The following is a 16,034-nucleotide window of genomic DNA, read 5'->3' as shown; positions in this document are numbered from 1 at the left end:
CCCGAACGTCCATGCTGGAAACGATCCATCCGGCTCAAGTACTGACGACGAGAGGTTGCCGGCCGGCGCATGGTCGGTACCGGTGATGCTCGGCGACATGCCTTGGGAAGTAGGCGAACCAAAGTGGGGAAACTGTCAGACGTTCAGGCACGCGCGTTGCGCGGCCACCCCCTACACGTAGCGGAACCTGTGAGGCGTTTCGCTGCCCGAATCCATGTGTTCCCGGTTTAGCCATTGGAGTTCCCGCATGTCGATCAAGGTCGAAGACTATTACGCACCCGCCACTTTCCAGCGCATGAAGGCATTCGCCGATCAGCACGAAACCCCGTTCGTGGTGATCGACCGGCAGATCATCGCTGATGCCTACGATCAACTGGGTACCTGCTTCCCCTTCGCCAAGGTCTACTACGCGGTCAAGGCCAACCCGGCCGTCGAGATCATCGAGCTGCTGCGTGACAAGGGCTCGAGCTTCGACATCGCCTCGATCTACGAGCTGGACAAGGTCATGGCCACCGGCGTCGGCCCCGAGCGCATCAGCTACGGCAACACCATCAAGAAGGCGCGCGACATTCGCTACTTCTATGAAAAAGGCGTGCGCCTGTTCGCCACCGATTCCGAAGCCGACCTGCGCAACATCGCCAAGGCCGCGCCGGGTTCGAAGATCTACGTGCGCATTCTTACTGAAGGCTCCACCAGCGCCGACTGGCCGCTGAGCCGCAAGTTCGGTTGCCAGCCGGACATGGCCCTGGACCTGCTGATCCTGGCCAAGCAACTGGGCCTGGTGCCGTACGGCATTTCCTTCCACGTCGGTTCGCAGCAGCGCGACATCGATGTGTGGGACGCCGCCATCGCCAAGGTCAAGGTGATCTTCGAGCGCCTCAAGGAAGAGGACGGCATCACCCTGCAGATGATCAACATGGGTGGCGGCTTCCCGGCCAACTACATCCAGCGCACCAATGATCTGGAAACCTACGCAGCGGAAATCACCCGCTTCCTCAAGGAAGATTTCGGCGATGATCTGCCGGAAATCATCCTCGAGCCGGGCCGCTCGCTGATCGCCAACGCCGGTGTGCTGGTCTCGGAAGTGGTGCTGGTGGCGCGCAAGTCGCGTACCGCCGTCGAGCGCTGGGTGTATGCCGACGTCGGCAAGTTCAGTGGCTTGATCGAAACCATGGACGAATCGATCAAATTCCCGATCTGGACCGAGAAGAAGGGCGAGATGGAAGAAGTGGTGATCGCCGGCCCGACCTGCGACAGCGCCGACATCATGTACGAGCACTACAAGTACGGCCTGCCGCTCAACCTCTCCAGTGGTGACCGCCTTTACTGGCTGTCCACCGGTGCCTACACCACCAGCTACAGCGCCGTGGAGTTCAATGGCTTCCCGCCGCTGAAGTCCTACTACCTGTAAGCGCTACTCCCTCCAAGAACCCGCCTTTCGGCGGGTTTTTGCGTTTTTGGCCGGCCATTTACCTGGCTGGGCCTGTCGTTGTGCGTGGGCGCGTGAAACGTTGAGGTCTTTGTCTTGCTCCGGGTGGCATGCCTGCTGTCTTCGCGGCAGTCCGCGTCGGGCTGTGGCGCAAGAGGCTACCTCCGCTCAGTTCGTGCCTTTGTGGCGGGGGTGATGAGCGTCAAGGAAATGTAAAAATCTAAAGCTGGTTGTATTGCTATTGCAGATAAGAGTCATTAGCATTCGCGCGCTTTGTTAAGTATTTGTTACGTCCTGTTGCACTGCCGCTTGCAAGGCCAGGACGTAGCCTTTCCAACCTGGGGACAACAATGACAATCCGTAGTCGTAAGCATCATCACGTCAATCATCTTGCCGCACTGGTCGCGGCAACCCTGCCAGCCCTGGCAGTTGCACAGACTGCTGACAGCGAAAAGGGCGTGGACCTGCCCGAGATGGTGGTGACGTCCAAGGCCGAAGTCCCCTACAAGGCCGACAAGAGCGCCAATACCAAGCTGACTCAGCCGCTGCTGGATACACCCAAGACCGTGCAGGTGATCAAGAAGGAGATGCTCCGCGAACAAGGCGCAGGCAGCCTGATGGAGGCGCTGCGCAATACCCCCGGCATCACCCTGCAGCTCGGCGAAAACGGCAATACCTCTGCGGGCGACACCTTCATGATGCGCGGCTTCTCCACCCAGCAATCGACCTTCGTCGACGGTGTGCGTGACCTCGGCGCGGTCAGTCGCGATGTGTTCAACCTGGATCAGGTTGAGGTGGTCAAGGGGGCAGCCGGCTCCGATATTGGTCGTGGTGCATCCTCGGGTTACATCAATCTGATCTCCAAGCTGCCGACCCTGACTGACGAGACCTTCGCCACCCTCGGCTACGGCACTGCCGACAAGAGCAACCTCACCGCCGACATCAATCGTCAGCTGGGTGACAACTCGGCGCTGCGCCTGAACCTGATGCGTCGCGCTGGCGACGTCGATGGCCGCGACTATGTGGACAACAGCAGCTATGGCGTGGCCCCGGCGATCGCATTCGGCCTGGATACGGCGACCCGCGTCTACCTCTACTCGCAGCATGTGCGCCAGGACAATACGCCAGACGGCGGCATCCCGACCATCGGCATGAGCGGCTTCTACAACGCCAATGCGGCGCTGAACGCCGCTGGCAAGGTCGACACGGAAAACTACTACGGGGCCAAGGGTGACTATGAGCGCATCGACGGCGACATGTTCACCCTCAAGGTCGAACACGACGTCAATGACGCCCTGACCCTACGCAACCTGTCGCGTTGGGGGCGCAGCAATAACGACCGCATCCTCACCGGCATCAACGCGCTCAATGCCAATGGTTCGACCAATCCGGCAAACTGGACCGTTTCCCGCAGTCGTCAGGTGGTCGACCAGGAAAACCAGATCCTCGCCAACCAGAGCAGCCTGAACGCTCAGTTCGATACCTTCGGCCTGCGCAACGAGTTAGCGGCTGGCCTTGAGCTGATGAGCGAGAAGCAGCTCAACCGCAGCTATGCCACTGCCGCCCAGACCATCGATGGCGTGGCCTACCCGGCAGTGCCGCTGCCGCCAGCCAACCTGTATGACCCGAACGCGCACGATGCTCTGGGTGACCCCTACAAGACCGGCGCTTATACCGATGGTGAAACCAAGACCGCCGCGCTCTACGTTTTCGACACCCTGCACCTGAACGAGCAGTGGGCGCTCAATGGCGGTGTGCGTTTCGAGCACTTCCGCACCGAGACCGACAGCGTCGCCATCACCTCCGGCGCACGTGTGCCGGGCAGTGGCTACGAGTCGGGCGACCTGACCAGTTGGAACACCGGCGTGGTATTCAAGCCCTTGCCCAACGGCAGCATTTACCTGTCCTACGCCAACTCGATGACTCCGCCGGGGAGCAACAACTTCGCTCTGGTGGCGGACTCCGCGACTTCTTCGTCCAACGAACAGGTTGGTCTGGACCCGCAGGAAACCCGACACATCGAGCTCGGCACCAAATGGGATCTGCTGGATGAGCGCCTGGCGCTGACCCTGGCGGCCTACCGCACGGAGAACGAGAACCAGGTCAGCTACGACTCCTTCGCTGCCCGCTACTTCCAGGAAGGCAAGACCCGCGTCGACGGCGTCGAACTGGGCGTGGTCGGTCAGCTGACCAACTTCTGGCAGGTTTCTGCCGGCGTTGCCCACATGAAGACCAAGCAGCTCGATCAGGCCAGCTTCAGTGCCACCAACGGCGTCAGCAATAACACTGGCGTGCGCTGGTCACCGGATCTGACTGCGACACTGTGGACTTCCTACACCCTGGGCGATCTGACCCTGGGCGGTGGCGCGCGCTACGTGTCCGAGCAGGACCGGGTGATCGTTTCCGGTGTCGATCTGAGCACGCAGAACATGCCAGTGATCCCGTCCTACTGGGTGGCCGATGCCATGGCGGCTTATCGTCTGAACAAGAACGTCAACCTGCGCCTGAACCTGTACAACCTGTTCGACAAGGAGTACATCGAGTCGTTGAACAACAGTGGTGCCCGCGCTCGTCTCGGCACGCCGCGTTCGGCGATGTTCACCACCGAACTGTCCTTCTGATCCGACCCCCGTGTCGCAAGAAGCCTGCGCCATGCGCGGGCTTCTTGCGTTCAACGCAGGAGACTGCCCCGATGTTGCTGCATATCCCGCAGGTCCTGAGCAAGCAGGAGGTCGCCGCCCTGCGCGCCGAGCTGGCGGCCCATGATTGGGTCGACGGCGCGCGCTCGTCCGGCGCCCAGGCTGCGGTGCTCAAGAGCAACCTGCAGTTCCCGGCAGAGTCGCCGGCATTCGCCCCGCTCTCGCAAAGCATTGCCGGTGCCTTGCAGCGCCACCCGCTGTTCGTCTCGGCGGTGCTGCCCCGGCACATGCTGCCGCCGATGTTCAACCGTTACAGCGGTGGCGGGCGCTACGGCAACCATGTCGACAACGCCCTGCAGCGTGACCGTTTCAGTGGTTTGCAGGTGCGCACCGACGTTTCCACCACGGTGTTTCTCAGTGAGCCGGAAGAGTACGAAGGCGGCGAGCTGATCGTTGAAGACACCTATGGCGAACATGAGGTGAAGCTGGCGGCTGGCGATGCCATCGTCTACCCGGCCACCAGCCTGCACCGCGTCGAGCCCGTTACCAGTGGCGCGCGTATCGCCTCTTTCCTGTGGACGCAGAGCTGGGTGCGCGACGCCTGGCAGCGCAAGCTGCTGTTCGAGCTGGACATGAACATTCTCAAACTGCGCGCGCAATTGGGCGACAGCGAGGAAGTGCTCGGCCTGACCAGCACCTATCACAACCTGCTGCGTCAATGGAGCGAGTGAGCATGAGCCGCCTGGCGCCGCTTAGTGAAATTCCCGCCGACCTGGTCTCTGCTCAGGATTACCAGCGTTATGCCCTCGAGCGGCTCGATGGCAATGCCCTGGCCTATCTGCAGGGCGGCGCCGGTGACGAGCTGACCTGCCAGGCCAATCTGCAGGCATGGCAGGAGTGGGCCTTGCTGCCGCGCATGCTGCGCGACCTGCGCGGTGGCCACACCCGTTGCCAGTTGCTCGGCGACGCGTTGCAGCATCCCATCGTGCTGGCGCCGATTGCTTATCAGCATCTGTTTCACGCCGAGGGTGAACGCGCCAGCGCGCTGGCTGCTGGTGTCATGGGCGGCGCGGCGGTGCTCAGCTCCTTCGCCTCCACGCGATTGGAGGAGGTGGCCGAGGTGGCGCAGGGGCCGCTGTGGTTTCAGCTCTACTGGCAGGGCAGCGGCCCGGCGACCTTGGCCCTGGCGCAGCGCGCCGAAGCGGCCGGCTATCGCGCCTTGGTGCTGACGGTGGATGCGCCGGTGTCCGGCGTACGCAACCGCGAACAGCGTGCGGGCTTTCGCTTGCCGCCGGATATCTCTGCGGTGAATCTCGAACAGGCGGTGCAACTGCCGGCTTTGCCCGAGGGCGGCAGCACGGTGTTCGATGGGCTGATGGCGGTGGCGCCGGGTTGGCAGGATGTCGCCTGGCTGTGTCAACGCAGCTGCCTGCCGGTGCTGCTCAAGGGCATCCTGCACGCTGACGATGCGCGTTTGGCCGTGGAGGCAGGGGCTGCCGGGGTGATCGTCTCCAACCATGGTGGCCGGGTGCTGGATTCGCAGTGGCCGGCGATTCGCTCGCTGGCGTCGATTCGCGCCGAGCTAGGCGCAGATGTGCCGGTCTTGGTCGATGGGGGCATACGTCGTGGCAGTGATGTGTTCAAGGCTCTGGCGCTGGGCGCCGACGCGGTGCTGATCGGCCGGCCTTACATCCATGCCTTGGCCACCGCCGGAGCGCTGGGTGTGGCGCACCTGCTCAGGCTGTTGCGTGAAGAACTGGAGGTGACCATGGCGCTATGCGGTTGCCGTGATCTTGCCAGCATCGCCCCCGAGATGCTGCAGCGTGCCTGAGGCGCTGCATGTGTCTTGATCGCAAAAGCTTCGCCCCGGGGCGGGGCTCCTACATGAATTGCGCAGACATCGCGTCGCCTTGTAGGCGCCGCGTCTCGCGGCGAAGCGGTTAGTAAAGGTCGCGCCGGTAACGTCCAGCTTCGCGCAATGCCGTTACCTGCTGCTGGCCGAGCAATCCGTGCAGCAGCGCATCGACCTCTTCGCCCATGCCTTGCAGGCTGCCGCACAGCAGCATGCTGGCGCCACGCTCGATCCAGGCGCGCAGCTCATCGGCGGCATCGCGCAGCAGGTGCTGTACGTAGACCGGTTGCGCCTGATCGCGGGAGAACGCCAGGTCGAGGCGGCTAATGTGGCCGCTGCGCTGCCAGGTGCGTAGCTCGTCGGCGAAGAACAAATCGCAGGCGGCGTTGCGTTCGCCGAACAGCAACCAGTGGCCATGCTGGCCCAGCCGCTCGCGCTCGCGCAGGTGGGCGCGCAGACCGGCCAGGCCGGTGCCGTTGCCGATCAGGATCAGCGGGCCGCTGGCTGTCGGCAGGTGAAAGCTCGGGTTGCTGCGAATACGCAATTCGACAGCCCCGCCGATGGGCGCGTATCGGCACAGCCAGCCGGAACCCTGACCGGGCTGACCTTTGGCGTCCTGCTGCAGGCGGACCAACAGTTCCAGCGCGCCATCGTCAGGCAGCGAGGCGATGGAGTAGTCGCGATGCGCCAGCAGGGGCAGCGTTTGCAGCACGGCTTCGGCATCCAGGCCGTGCAGGCTTTGCAGGTCATCCGGCAATTGCCGGCGAGCCAGTTGTGAGCGCAGGATTTTTCCGTCGCTGAGTCTGCGTTCGCCGTCCAGTTCGAGCGCACGCAGCAACGCCTCGACTCGCTCGGGCGGCTGGCAGGGGGCGACTTCGGCGATATCACCGGCTTGCCAGGCCGGCATGTCGTCTGTTGGCTGCAAGCGCAGGTGGAACGCGGGGCGCCCCTGGCTGGCGGGGTTCAGACATTGACGTGCGAGCAGTTGCCAGGGCTGGTAATCGGCTGTCTGCCAATCGGCGAAGTGCTGCCCGCCAGCCAGCAGGCCGAGTTGCTGCTGCCATTGGCGCAGCACGGCCGGGTCGCCACGGTCGGCTTCTAGGCGGTCGAACAGTGGATTCGCGCCGAGGCCTTGCAGGCGCTGGTCCAGTTGCCTGGCAAAACCACAGAAATACCGATATTGGCGATCTCCCAGACCGATCAGGGCGAAGTCGAGCCTGCTCAGGTCTGGCTGGGCCTGGTCGAGCTCACGCAGCCAGCGCGCCGCGTGGTCCGGCGCTTCGCCTTCGCCGTAGGTGCTGGCTATCAGTAGCAGGCGGCTGCTGGAGGTCAGGCGTTCTGCGCGCAGGGTATCGCATGGCAGTGCCTGTGCATTGATGCCGCTGCTGCGCAGCTGTTCGGCACTCATTTCGGCCAGTGCCTGCGCCTGGCCGCTCTGGCTGGCGTAGGCAACGAATAAGGGCTCGCCTGTCTCGCTGGTGGTCGCGGCGCAGGCAGAGCGGGGGCGCCAGCTTCGCACGCAGATCGCCAGCCAGGCGAGCACGGCCAGCGCGGCGCTGATGTGCCGTGGCGGCTGCAGCCAGAGCAGCAGGATGGCCAGGCTCAGGCAGGCAAGGGCGGGCCAGTAGCGCTGCAAGAAGGGGGCGAGTGGAGATGTCATGCTGATCCGTAGCCTGGATGTCATCCAAGGTTCGTGGTGCTCATTCCCTGCGGCAGCTGCCTGATCGCAGTGGCTGCCGCAGGTGCAGCGTGCTTATCGACTCAGGGCGCGAGCACTTCCAGGGTTGCGCTGTAGCTGGCGCGGCGGCGGGTGGCTGGCGCCTGTGCCTGATCGCTTTCCAGCTCGGCTTCCAGCCAGTACATGCCGGCCTCGGGCCAGGTGATGCTGATACGGCCCTGGGCGTCGCTCTTCAACTCGATCTCGCCGAGCTGGTCGCGGTAGCGGTTGCCGCCGGGGATCACGCTCACTGCCACATCAGCGGCAGGTTTGCCGTCGAGCAGCAGGATGAACTCGGCCGTTTCACCCGCGAACAGGTCGTTGGGGTGGGTCACCGGCTGCAGTTCCAGGCCCTTGCCGGTGGTGGCCAGCACGGTGTCGGTGGTTTTGCCGGAGGTGACGAAGACTTCCATGCGGCTGGAGGTCTGGCTGACCTGCAAATCTTCGGCGGCAGCCGGGATTTCCTTGGCCAGGGCATCAGCGCTGCCCATCCAGCGCCGCTGCTGGCCGTTCTCCTTGTAGGAGGCGAACAGGCCGTGGTTGGCGATGCTCAGCTTGTAGGTGCCCTTCTGCGAGAGGGGCAGATCGAAGCTGCTGCGATAGCGACCGATATGGCCATTTTGCGGTTGCAGCAGGCTGCCATCTGGCGCCTGGATCTGCAATTGCGCGGCCGGGCGCGGACGCATGCCAGGCGGCCCACCGGCTGGTGTCTGGTCCACTGCGCCGACACCGGCGATACGCATCGGGAAGTGCTCGAAGTAGAACAGATCATTGGAGACAGCAGCGTCGACGGTGATCCACGGTTCTTCGCCGGACAGTACGGTGGCCGAGGGCAGCATCCAGGCGCGGTGAGCCTGAGCGGAGAAAGGCAGGCACAGGGCCAGGGTCAGCGCGGCCCATTTGCAGGTCTTGTTCATGGTGATTTCCTTATGGGGTGAGTTCGAGGGTGATGGCGCCCAGCTCGTGCTGGCCCTGGGCGCTGGCCTTGCTGCGCTGCTGCGGCGGCCAGGTGAACGGCACACGCAGCAGTTCGCGGCCGCCCACTTCGCGTGCAGCCTCTATGACCAGTTGGTATTCACCCGTCGTCAGGTTCTGCAACTGCGGGCTGTCGCTAGCGAAGCTCAGGCTGTGCTTGCCTACGGCGCGGGTGGCGCCGCTGATGCCATCGACTGGCATGTCCAGGTTGCGCCCGCTACGGCGCCACCACTGGCGCAGGTCCTTGAGCCATTTCTCGCCCTCGGCATCCTTCATCTTCATGTCGTACCACACCGCCAGATCGGCGGCATGACGGTTGCCCGCATCCTCCAGCCAGACGGCCACATAGGGGCGGTGATATTCGGCGACCTGCAGGCGCGGGATCTCGACCTCGACGGTCATCTGCGCCGCCAGCAGTGGGGCGCTGAGCAGGCTGGTAAAGGCGAACAACAAGGGTCTGGACATGGCCACCTCGTCAATGGATGAAAACAAGCGCCAGCAGCAGCGGCAGCAACAGGCCCAGACCAGTGAGTGGCCAGGTCGAGGGGCGGCTACCGGCATGGCGGTGCAGGAGCAGCAGGCCGGTGAGGCTGAACATCACGCAGACTGCGGCGAAGATATCGATGAACCAGCTCCAGGCCGTGCCGGTATGGCGGCCCTTGTGCAGGTCGTTGAAGTAGGCGATCCAGCCTCGGTCGGTGGCTTCGTATTCCAGTGCGCCGGAACTCAGATCGAGGCTTAGCCAGGCGTCGCCGCCCGGGCGCGGCAGGGCGATATACAGCTCGCCATCCGACCATTCGGCGCTGCGTCCGTCGAGGCGCACATCCAGGCTCTGCTCCAGCCATTGACGCAAGGCCAGCGGCAAACCCTGATTGGGCGTTTGCTGCAGCAACTGCGCCTGCAATTCGGCGGGCAGTTGCGCCTGCTTCTGTTGTACCTGCGGGCGTGCTTCGATCTGCCCGGCGTGGTTGAGGGTGATGCCGGTGATAGCGAACAGCAGCATGCCAGCCAGGCATAGCGCGGAACTGATCCAGTGCCATTGGCGCAGGGTGCCGAGCCAGGGGAGTCGGGGCATGTGCAGCGTGCTCGAAGGAGGGAGGCGGCGGATTCTAGAGGGGAAATTCTTGCGGGTGGTTCTTATTTACACAGTCTATACGTTCGTTTGCCGATGCCGTTCACCAGAGAAGCCGCCGCTCCGGATGGAGCGGCGGCATTGTGATCAGAACTCGATAACCGTCGACAGCCAGAGACGGCGACCTTCCTCGAGGGTGCCGCTGGTGGACTGCGCGATCTGCGTATAGTCGGACGCCCAGCCGGTGGTGCCGGTGTTGGTGGTGTAGTAGCTGCCGCTGGTGAAGTCTTTGTCGAACAGGTTGTAGATCGTGGCGCTGAAGGTCACGTTCTCCGATGCCTTGAATGAGCCACCTAGGTGGAAGACTTCATAGGCCTTCAGGTCGCCGGCGGCGTCGTACAGGGCTTTGTTTGCAGCCGTCAGATTTTCGTAGCGGTCGGTAAAGCGAGCACGTTCGCCGCGGTATTCACCCTTGAACCACAGTGTCAGGCGATCATTGGCTGCCCAGCTCAGGCGTGCGTGAGCCATATGCTCCGGTGTATTGGTCAGTGGCGCGCCCTTGTTGATGCCACTCTTCTGCTCGCTGTCGGTGTAGGTGTAGTTGACTGCCAGCGCCCAGGCTGGGGCGAACGCCCATCGACCTGCAACCTCGATACCCTTGGTGACGGCTTCGCCGATGTTCACGCTCTGGGCGAAGTTCTCCTGAGTGAAGCCCGCGCCATAGCTGACGCAGCCTGGCTGGTTCGGATTCGCAGTGTAGAAGCAGTTGGCCAACGGCGTGCCGTCGTCGATCTTGTCCTTGAACTTGTTATGGAACAGGGTGACGTTGGCGTTGAAGTCAGAGAGGTTGTCGTAGTACGCGCCGATCTCGGTGTTGGTGGTGATTTCCGGATCCAGGTCGGGGCTACCAATGGTGATGGTCGAGCCCTGGCCGGTCACGCCATTGATGCCGCTGTGCAGTTGGTTGAGTGTCGGGGTCTTGTAGCCACGGCTCACGCCGCCTTTCAGGGTCCAGGTGTCCGTGGTGTTCCACACCAGATAAGCACGTGGGCTGACATGGCCACCAAAGGCTTCATGATCCTCGTAGCGCGCGCCCAGGGTCAGTGCCAGGTCGTCACGCAGGCGCCACTCATCTTCAGCGAACAGCGCCCAGGACGTCTGCTGGAAGTCCTCATCGGCAATGCCGTCGGTGACCTTGGCGTCCCACCACTGTGCACCAACCGTTGCGATGTGGGATTCGCCCACGGGAGCGACCAACTTGGTATCTACGACCAGATCGGTCGACTTCAGCTTGCGGTCGTCGCCGATGACGATCGAAGGGAAACCTGTGTACGAGTTGCCAATCGGGTTGCCTGGAATGGTACGGCCGAAGGTTTCCGTGGTGTTGTGGGTGATGCTGCTTTCCAGCGTACCGAAGCTCAGACGCCCGGTATGGCTGAGGGCGATCTGATCACGCTCGAAGCGCAGTTCATCCTTGTAGCCATTGGCACGCAACGGTGCGTTGGTGGTGCAGCCATCGGTGGCGCTGCCGCCATTCTTGCCGTCGAGATTGCCCAGCTGGCAGTCATCATTGTTGTAGACCTGGCGGCCTCGCTCGAAATCGAGGGCGAAGTCGTGGGCATCGTTCGGGGTCAGCGTCAGGCGGGTGCCGAAGGTGGTGTTGCGCCCCTCGACGGGGGAAGCTCCACGCTTGCTGACGGTGCTGTCGTTGTCAAACTGCAGGTCCGACTCGCCGCGGTCGTACAGGCTGCCACGCACGGCGAGGCCCAGCAGGCCCTCGATCAGTGGGCCGCTGGCATAGAGGCTGGTATTGCTGGCTTCACCGTAATCGCGGTTTTCCTGGAAGGTATGGTCGAGGCTCAAGCTGGCCCCCCATTCCTTGGCCACCTTGCGGGTGATGATGTTGACTACGCCCCCCATGGCGTCGGAACCATACAGAGTCGACATCGGCCCGCGAATTACTTCTATACGCTCGATCGCGGACATCGGCGGCATGAAGCTGGTGGACGTTTCGTTGAAACCGTTGGGAGTGACGTTGCCTGCCGTGTTCTGGCGTCGGCCGTCGATCAGGATCAGGGTGTAGTCGCTGGGCATGCCGCGAATGCTGATATTCAGGCCGCCGGTCTTACCGGTGCCCTGACGCACATCGATGCCTTCCACGTCTTCCAGTGCCTGGGCCAGGTTGCTGTAGCGTTTCTGCTGCAGTTCTTCGCGGCTGATCACGCTGATGCTGGCGGGGGCTTCGGTGATCTTCTGCTCGAAGCCGGAGGCGCTGACGACCACGTCGCCTAGGGCGATGGGCTCGTTGGCCTGGGCGCCGAAGCTGGCGGCCAAGGCAATGGCGCTGGCCAAGGCGGTACGGGAATTAAGGGCGGACATCGATCGACTCCTGGCAGTAAGAGGGTGCAGTCGTAATGCGTGCAAACGGTCGGGATGATAGTGATTTGCATATAAGGTTCAATTGCGGATGGTATCGAAGGGCATGGCATCCGGCTGGAGATGCCGTGGCGATTGGCCTGCAGGCAGATGTAAATTTTGTAAATACGATTAATTCTCGAGTTTTGAGTGCGCTTTGCGCTGGCTTTCCTGGCGTTCTAAGCTGCCGGCATGAACCCTATTCTCCTGAACTGCGACATGGGCGAGGGCTTCGGCGCCTGGCGCATGGGCGACGATGAACTGGCCATGCCACTGATCGATCAGGCCAACCTGGCGTGCGGCTTCCATGCAGGCGATCCGCTGATCATGGCGCGTTGCGTCGAGCTGGCCGTGGCGCATGACGTGAGTATTGGTGCGCATCCTTCCTATCCGGACCTGCAAGGCTTTGGTCGGCGTCACCTGCAGTGCTCGCCGGAGGAGGTCCGCGCACTGGTGCTGTATCAGGTGGGGGCACTGGATGCCTTTTGCCGAGCGCGCGGTTGCCAGCTGGCCTATGTCAAACCGCATGGCGCGCTGTACAACGATCTGGTGCGTGACGATGCGTTGCTGATGGCGGTGCTGGATGCCTGTGCCAGCTATCGCAAGGGCCTGCCGCTGATGGTGTTGGCGCTGGCTGACAATGACCGGGAGCTGCGTCTGGCTGACGAGGCCGATGTGCCGCTGATGTTCGAGGCGTTCGCCGACCGCGCCTATCTGTCAGATGGGCAACTGGCGCCACGCCGGCTCAGCGGCGCGGTGCACCATGATCCCGAGCGAATCCTTGACCAGGCGCTGGCCATTGCCAGCGGCGAGCCCTTTGCCGATATCGACGGCAAGCCGCTGCGGTTGCGGGCCGATAGCCTCTGCGTACATGGCGACAACCCCGAGTCCCTGGCGGTGTTGCGCCGTTTGCGCGCTCGGCTGGATGCACTTTGAGGGATCAGATGGGCTGCCAGTCCAGGGTCAATTCTTCCTGCCAGGCAAAACGTTCGAAGTGACTGCCGACGACGCCTTCCAGGCGTTGCAGGTCTTCGCTGCTGGCGCTTTCCACCTGTAGGCGCAGGCCCTGGTTTTCCGCTTTCAGGGTCGCCAGGCCAGCGCCGAACTCGATGCGCCCCTGTTGTTCATCGAAGCTGACCGGGATCTTGTGTGCGAAGTGCTTGCACAGCCGGCTGATATAGCGTGCCGGGGTGTCGGTTGCGACGAAGGCACTGCTGCTGAATGGAGTCATGGACATTCCTCTGGTTTATTGGCGTTCGGAGCGGCCGCCCGCGTGAGCGCTCGGTTCAGTACGCTACGGTGAAACGCTGGCGGATATGCTGCGGTCGCTCGGTTTCATCGATCAGCGCCACGGCGAGGTCGGCAACCGAAATGCTGCCCGGCTCATCGCCATTCATCAGCAGTTCGTCGTGGCCCAGACGAAATTTGCCTGTGCGTGGCCCCGGAACGAGCAGGGCGGCGGGCGAGAGAAAGGTCCACTCCAGCTGAGCCTCCTCGTACAGCATGTTCAGCGCCTGGCGTGCGCCCTCGGCGCCTTCCTTGTACTCGGCCGGAAAGTCCGGGGTGTCGATCAATTGCACGCCAGGGGCGACATAAAGGCTGCCGGCGCCGCCGACAACCAGCAGGCGTTTGACGCCAGCCTGCCTGCTCGCCGCGATGATCGAGCGGCTGCCGGCGATGAACTGTTCACGAATCTCTGACACGCCCCAGCCCGGGTTGAAAGCGCTGATCACTGCCTCATGTCCACGCAACTGCGCGGCCAGCGCAGTGCTGTCGTGAACGTCCGCCTCAATGGCGTTCAGCTGCGGATGCGCGCTCAGCTTTTGCGGGTGGCGTACCAATGCGGTGACCTGATGGCCGCGGTTCAAGGCTTCTTGCAGCAGCGGTGCGCCCACATAACCAGTGGCGCCGATCAGAGCGATCTTCATGAAGTAATCCTTGGTAGGTGATGGTTGATACATGATCGCCGCTGGATAAAGCCTGGAAAAAGTGGCTTGATGCACTTGGATAGTTAAGCGAGGCTTCATAATGGAGCAGCTCAAACGCATGGCGTTGTTCGCCACGGTGGTGCAAAAGGGTTCGATGGTGGCAGCTGCCGAAGCCATGGGCATGACGGCTTCGGCGGTCAGTCAGCAGATGCGCCGACTGGAGGAGGCCACTGGCGTCACGCTGCTGCACCGCACCACACGCAAGCTGACCCTGACCGAGGCCGGCGCGCAGTTCTATGAAAGCTGCCGGCAGATAGTCGAACTGGCCGAGCGAGCCGAGCAGCGCCTGGCCGAGCAGCGTGATGCGCCAGTGGGCGAGTTACGTGTCGCCGCCCCGGTCGGGTTTTCCGGGCCGTTGCTGAGCGAAGCGCTGGCGCCGTTGCTCAGTGCCCATCCGGGGTTGAGCCTGAGCCTGTTCTTTCACGATGAGCAGATCGACCTGATCGAATCACGTATCGACCTCGCCCTCCGTGTCGGCCGCCAGGAGGACTCCAGCCTGGTGGCCCGTTACGTGACCGACTGGCGCATGATCCTGTGCGCAGCTCCAGCCTACCTGGCCCGCGTTGGTTTACCCGTCGAACCGTCGCAGTTGCTCAAGCTCGACTGGATCAGTCTGCATCTGGAGCGTAGCCAGCACCTGACCTTGCATGGCCCCGGTGGAGCACAGCAGCGCCTGCGGCTGGAGACGCGCATCAGCTGCAACAACATCCTGGCCGCGCGCCAGTTCACCCTCGCGGGTATGGGCGTGTCGTTGCAGCCTGAGCCGGAAATCCGTGAACTACTGGCTCGCGGCGAGCTGTTGCCGCTGCTGCCGGATTGGCAACTGGAACCCATCGGCCTGCATATCGTCACCCCTCGACGCGACGCTCAGCCGGCCAAAGTGCGCTACGCCATCGAGGCGCTCAGGCGTCATCTGGTCAGTGCCTGAACAGTGGGAGTCGGCATCTGCCCCGCGCTGTGAGAGGATGGCCCCTGAAAGTCCGCCTCTGGCCAAAAAGGACCCGTGATCCACACCGATGAAGACGCCCAAACGTATTGAACCCCTGGTCGAAGACGGCCTGGTGGACGAGGTGCTGCGACCGCTCATGAGCGGCAAGGAAGCAGCGGTTTATGTGGTGCGCTGCGGCGACGAGCTGCGCTGCGCCAAGGTCTACAAGGAAGCCAACAAACGTAGCTTTCGCCAGGCTTCCGAGTATCAGGAAGGCCGCAAGGTGCGTGGCAGCCGTCAGGCGCGGGCCATGGCCAAGGGCAGCAAATATGGTCGTAAGGAGCAGGAAAGCGCATGGCAGAACGCCGAAGTCGCCGCGTTGTTCCGTTTGGCCAATGCCGGCGTGAGGGTGCCCAAGCCTTACGATTTTCTCGACGGCGTACTGCTGATGGAACTGGTGGGCGACGGCGAGGGCGACGTGGCACCACGGCTCAATGACGTCGACCTGCACCCGGATGATGCGCGTGAATTTCACGCCTTCATGATCCAGGAGATCGTCAAGATGCTCTGCGCCGGCCTGGTGCACGGCGACTTGTCGGAATTCAACGTGCTGCTCGGCCCTGAGGGCCCGGTGATCATCGATCTGCCGCAGGCCGTGGACGCCGCCGCCAACAACCACGCCTTCAGCATGCTCGAGCGCGACGTGCGCAACATGGCTGAGTACTTCGGCCAGTTCGCTCCCGAGCTGAGATACACCAAGTACGCCAAGGAAATGTGGGCGCTATACGAGGCCGGCAAACTGCTGCCCGATACGCAGCTGACCGGCGAATTCGCCGAGCCCGAGGACGCTGCCGATATCGACGCGGTGATGCGCGAGATCAAGGCCGCACTGGCCGAGGAAGCGAAGAAGCAGGCCCTGCTCAACGCCGAAGACGAACCCAAGGACGCCGAGCCGATCCCGCCCTGGATGCGCTGATAAAGCTTTTGCCGGGCTCTGCTCCGCAGGGTGCGCCGTGCGC

The 16,034-nt window shown here is 63.0% G+C and carries 14 protein-coding genes; 7 read left to right on the top strand and 7 right to left on the bottom strand.

Features of this window, described 5'->3' with window-relative positions; genetic code table 11:
* The first annotated feature begins 247 nt into the window (after positions 1 to 247).
* From ACNFCJ_RS13210 to ACNFCJ_RS13195, 4 genes are all read left to right on the top strand, one after another.
* Positions 248 to 1,411, top strand: a complete 1,164-nt coding sequence (locus tag ACNFCJ_RS13210) for a type III PLP-dependent enzyme (protein ID WP_143506163.1) — start codon at positions 248 to 250, stop codon at positions 1,409 to 1,411.
* 368 nt (positions 1,412 to 1,779) lie between these two features.
* Entirely contained in the window at positions 1,780 to 4,050 is a 2,271-nt protein-coding gene (locus tag ACNFCJ_RS13205) for a catecholate siderophore receptor Fiu (RefSeq protein WP_416771779.1), read from the top strand.
* A gap of 71 nt (positions 4,051 to 4,121) precedes the next feature.
* Positions 4,122 to 4,799: a Fe2+-dependent dioxygenase gene (locus ACNFCJ_RS13200; RefSeq protein ID WP_143506165.1), complete on the top strand. Its 678-nt coding sequence runs from the start codon at positions 4,122 to 4,124 to the stop codon at positions 4,797 to 4,799.
* A gap of 2 nt (positions 4,800 to 4,801) precedes the next feature.
* Positions 4,802 to 5,899: an alpha-hydroxy acid oxidase gene (locus ACNFCJ_RS13195; RefSeq protein WP_416771776.1), complete on the top strand. Its 1,098-nt coding sequence runs from the start codon at positions 4,802 to 4,804 to the stop codon at positions 5,897 to 5,899.
* 109 nt (positions 5,900 to 6,008) lie between these two features.
* Here ACNFCJ_RS13195 and ACNFCJ_RS13190 read toward each other — a convergent pair whose 3' ends face one another.
* From ACNFCJ_RS13190 to ACNFCJ_RS13170, 5 genes are all read right to left on the bottom strand, one after another.
* Complete coding sequence (locus ACNFCJ_RS13190) at positions 6,009 to 7,580, bottom strand: sulfite reductase subunit alpha (protein WP_416771774.1); 1,572 nt, start codon at positions 7,578 to 7,580, stop codon at positions 6,009 to 6,011.
* 101 nt (positions 7,581 to 7,681) lie between these two features.
* A complete protein-coding gene (locus tag ACNFCJ_RS13185) occupies positions 7,682 to 8,554 on the bottom strand; it encodes a DUF4198 domain-containing protein (protein WP_416771772.1) in 873 nt (290 codons plus the stop codon).
* Positions 8,555 to 8,564: 10 nt separating this feature from the next.
* The gene (locus ACNFCJ_RS13180) at positions 8,565 to 9,077 is read right to left on the bottom strand and encodes a DUF2271 domain-containing protein (protein ID WP_416771770.1); all 513 of its coding nucleotides are present in this window, start codon (positions 9,075 to 9,077) and stop codon (positions 8,565 to 8,567) included.
* Positions 9,078 to 9,087: 10 nt separating this feature from the next.
* Positions 9,088 to 9,687 carry a PepSY-associated TM helix domain-containing protein gene (locus ACNFCJ_RS13175; protein WP_343349143.1) on the bottom strand — a complete coding sequence of 200 codons (600 nt, stop codon included), beginning with the start codon at positions 9,685 to 9,687 and terminating at the stop codon, positions 9,088 to 9,090.
* 144 nt (positions 9,688 to 9,831) lie between these two features.
* Positions 9,832 to 12,063, bottom strand: a complete 2,232-nt coding sequence (locus tag ACNFCJ_RS13170) for a TonB-dependent receptor domain-containing protein (protein ID WP_143506171.1) — start codon at positions 12,061 to 12,063, stop codon at positions 9,832 to 9,834.
* Between the two features lie 228 nt (positions 12,064 to 12,291).
* Between ACNFCJ_RS13170 and ACNFCJ_RS13165 the strand changes: the two genes are divergently transcribed.
* Complete coding sequence (locus tag ACNFCJ_RS13165; RefSeq protein ID WP_416771767.1) at positions 12,292 to 13,035, top strand: 5-oxoprolinase subunit PxpA; 744 nt, start codon at positions 12,292 to 12,294, stop codon at positions 13,033 to 13,035.
* A gap of 4 nt (positions 13,036 to 13,039) precedes the next feature.
* On the opposite strand, the gene ACNFCJ_RS13160 is transcribed toward ACNFCJ_RS13165, so the two are convergent.
* Positions 13,040 to 13,330, bottom strand: coding sequence for a DUF2218 domain-containing protein (locus tag ACNFCJ_RS13160; RefSeq protein WP_343349146.1), 291 nt, complete (start codon positions 13,328 to 13,330; stop codon positions 13,040 to 13,042).
* 55 nt (positions 13,331 to 13,385) lie between these two features.
* Positions 13,386 to 14,027 (bottom strand): NAD(P)-dependent oxidoreductase, encoded by a 642-nt coding sequence (locus ACNFCJ_RS13155; protein ID WP_416771765.1) that lies wholly within the window; start codon positions 14,025 to 14,027, stop codon positions 13,386 to 13,388.
* Positions 14,028 to 14,127: 100 nt separating this feature from the next.
* Here ACNFCJ_RS13155 and ACNFCJ_RS13150 point away from each other — a divergent pair, with 100 nt between their 5' ends.
* Positions 14,128 to 15,015 (top strand): LysR family transcriptional regulator, encoded by an 888-nt coding sequence (locus ACNFCJ_RS13150; protein ID WP_416771763.1) that lies wholly within the window; start codon positions 14,128 to 14,130, stop codon positions 15,013 to 15,015.
* Between the two features lie 88 nt (positions 15,016 to 15,103).
* Positions 15,104 to 15,991 carry a PA4780 family RIO1-like protein kinase gene (locus ACNFCJ_RS13145; protein ID WP_074857790.1) on the top strand — a complete coding sequence of 296 codons (888 nt, stop codon included), beginning with the start codon at positions 15,104 to 15,106 and terminating at the stop codon, positions 15,989 to 15,991.
* The last annotated feature ends 43 nt before the right edge of the window (positions 15,992 to 16,034 follow it).

The organism is Pseudomonas sp. NY15364, assembly GCF_048068235.1.
Lineage (GTDB): Bacteria > Pseudomonadota > Gammaproteobacteria > Pseudomonadales > Pseudomonadaceae > Aquipseudomonas > Aquipseudomonas mendocina_D.
Note: the sequence above shows the minus strand (reverse complement) of the source record. Positions and strands in the feature narration are given on the sequence as shown.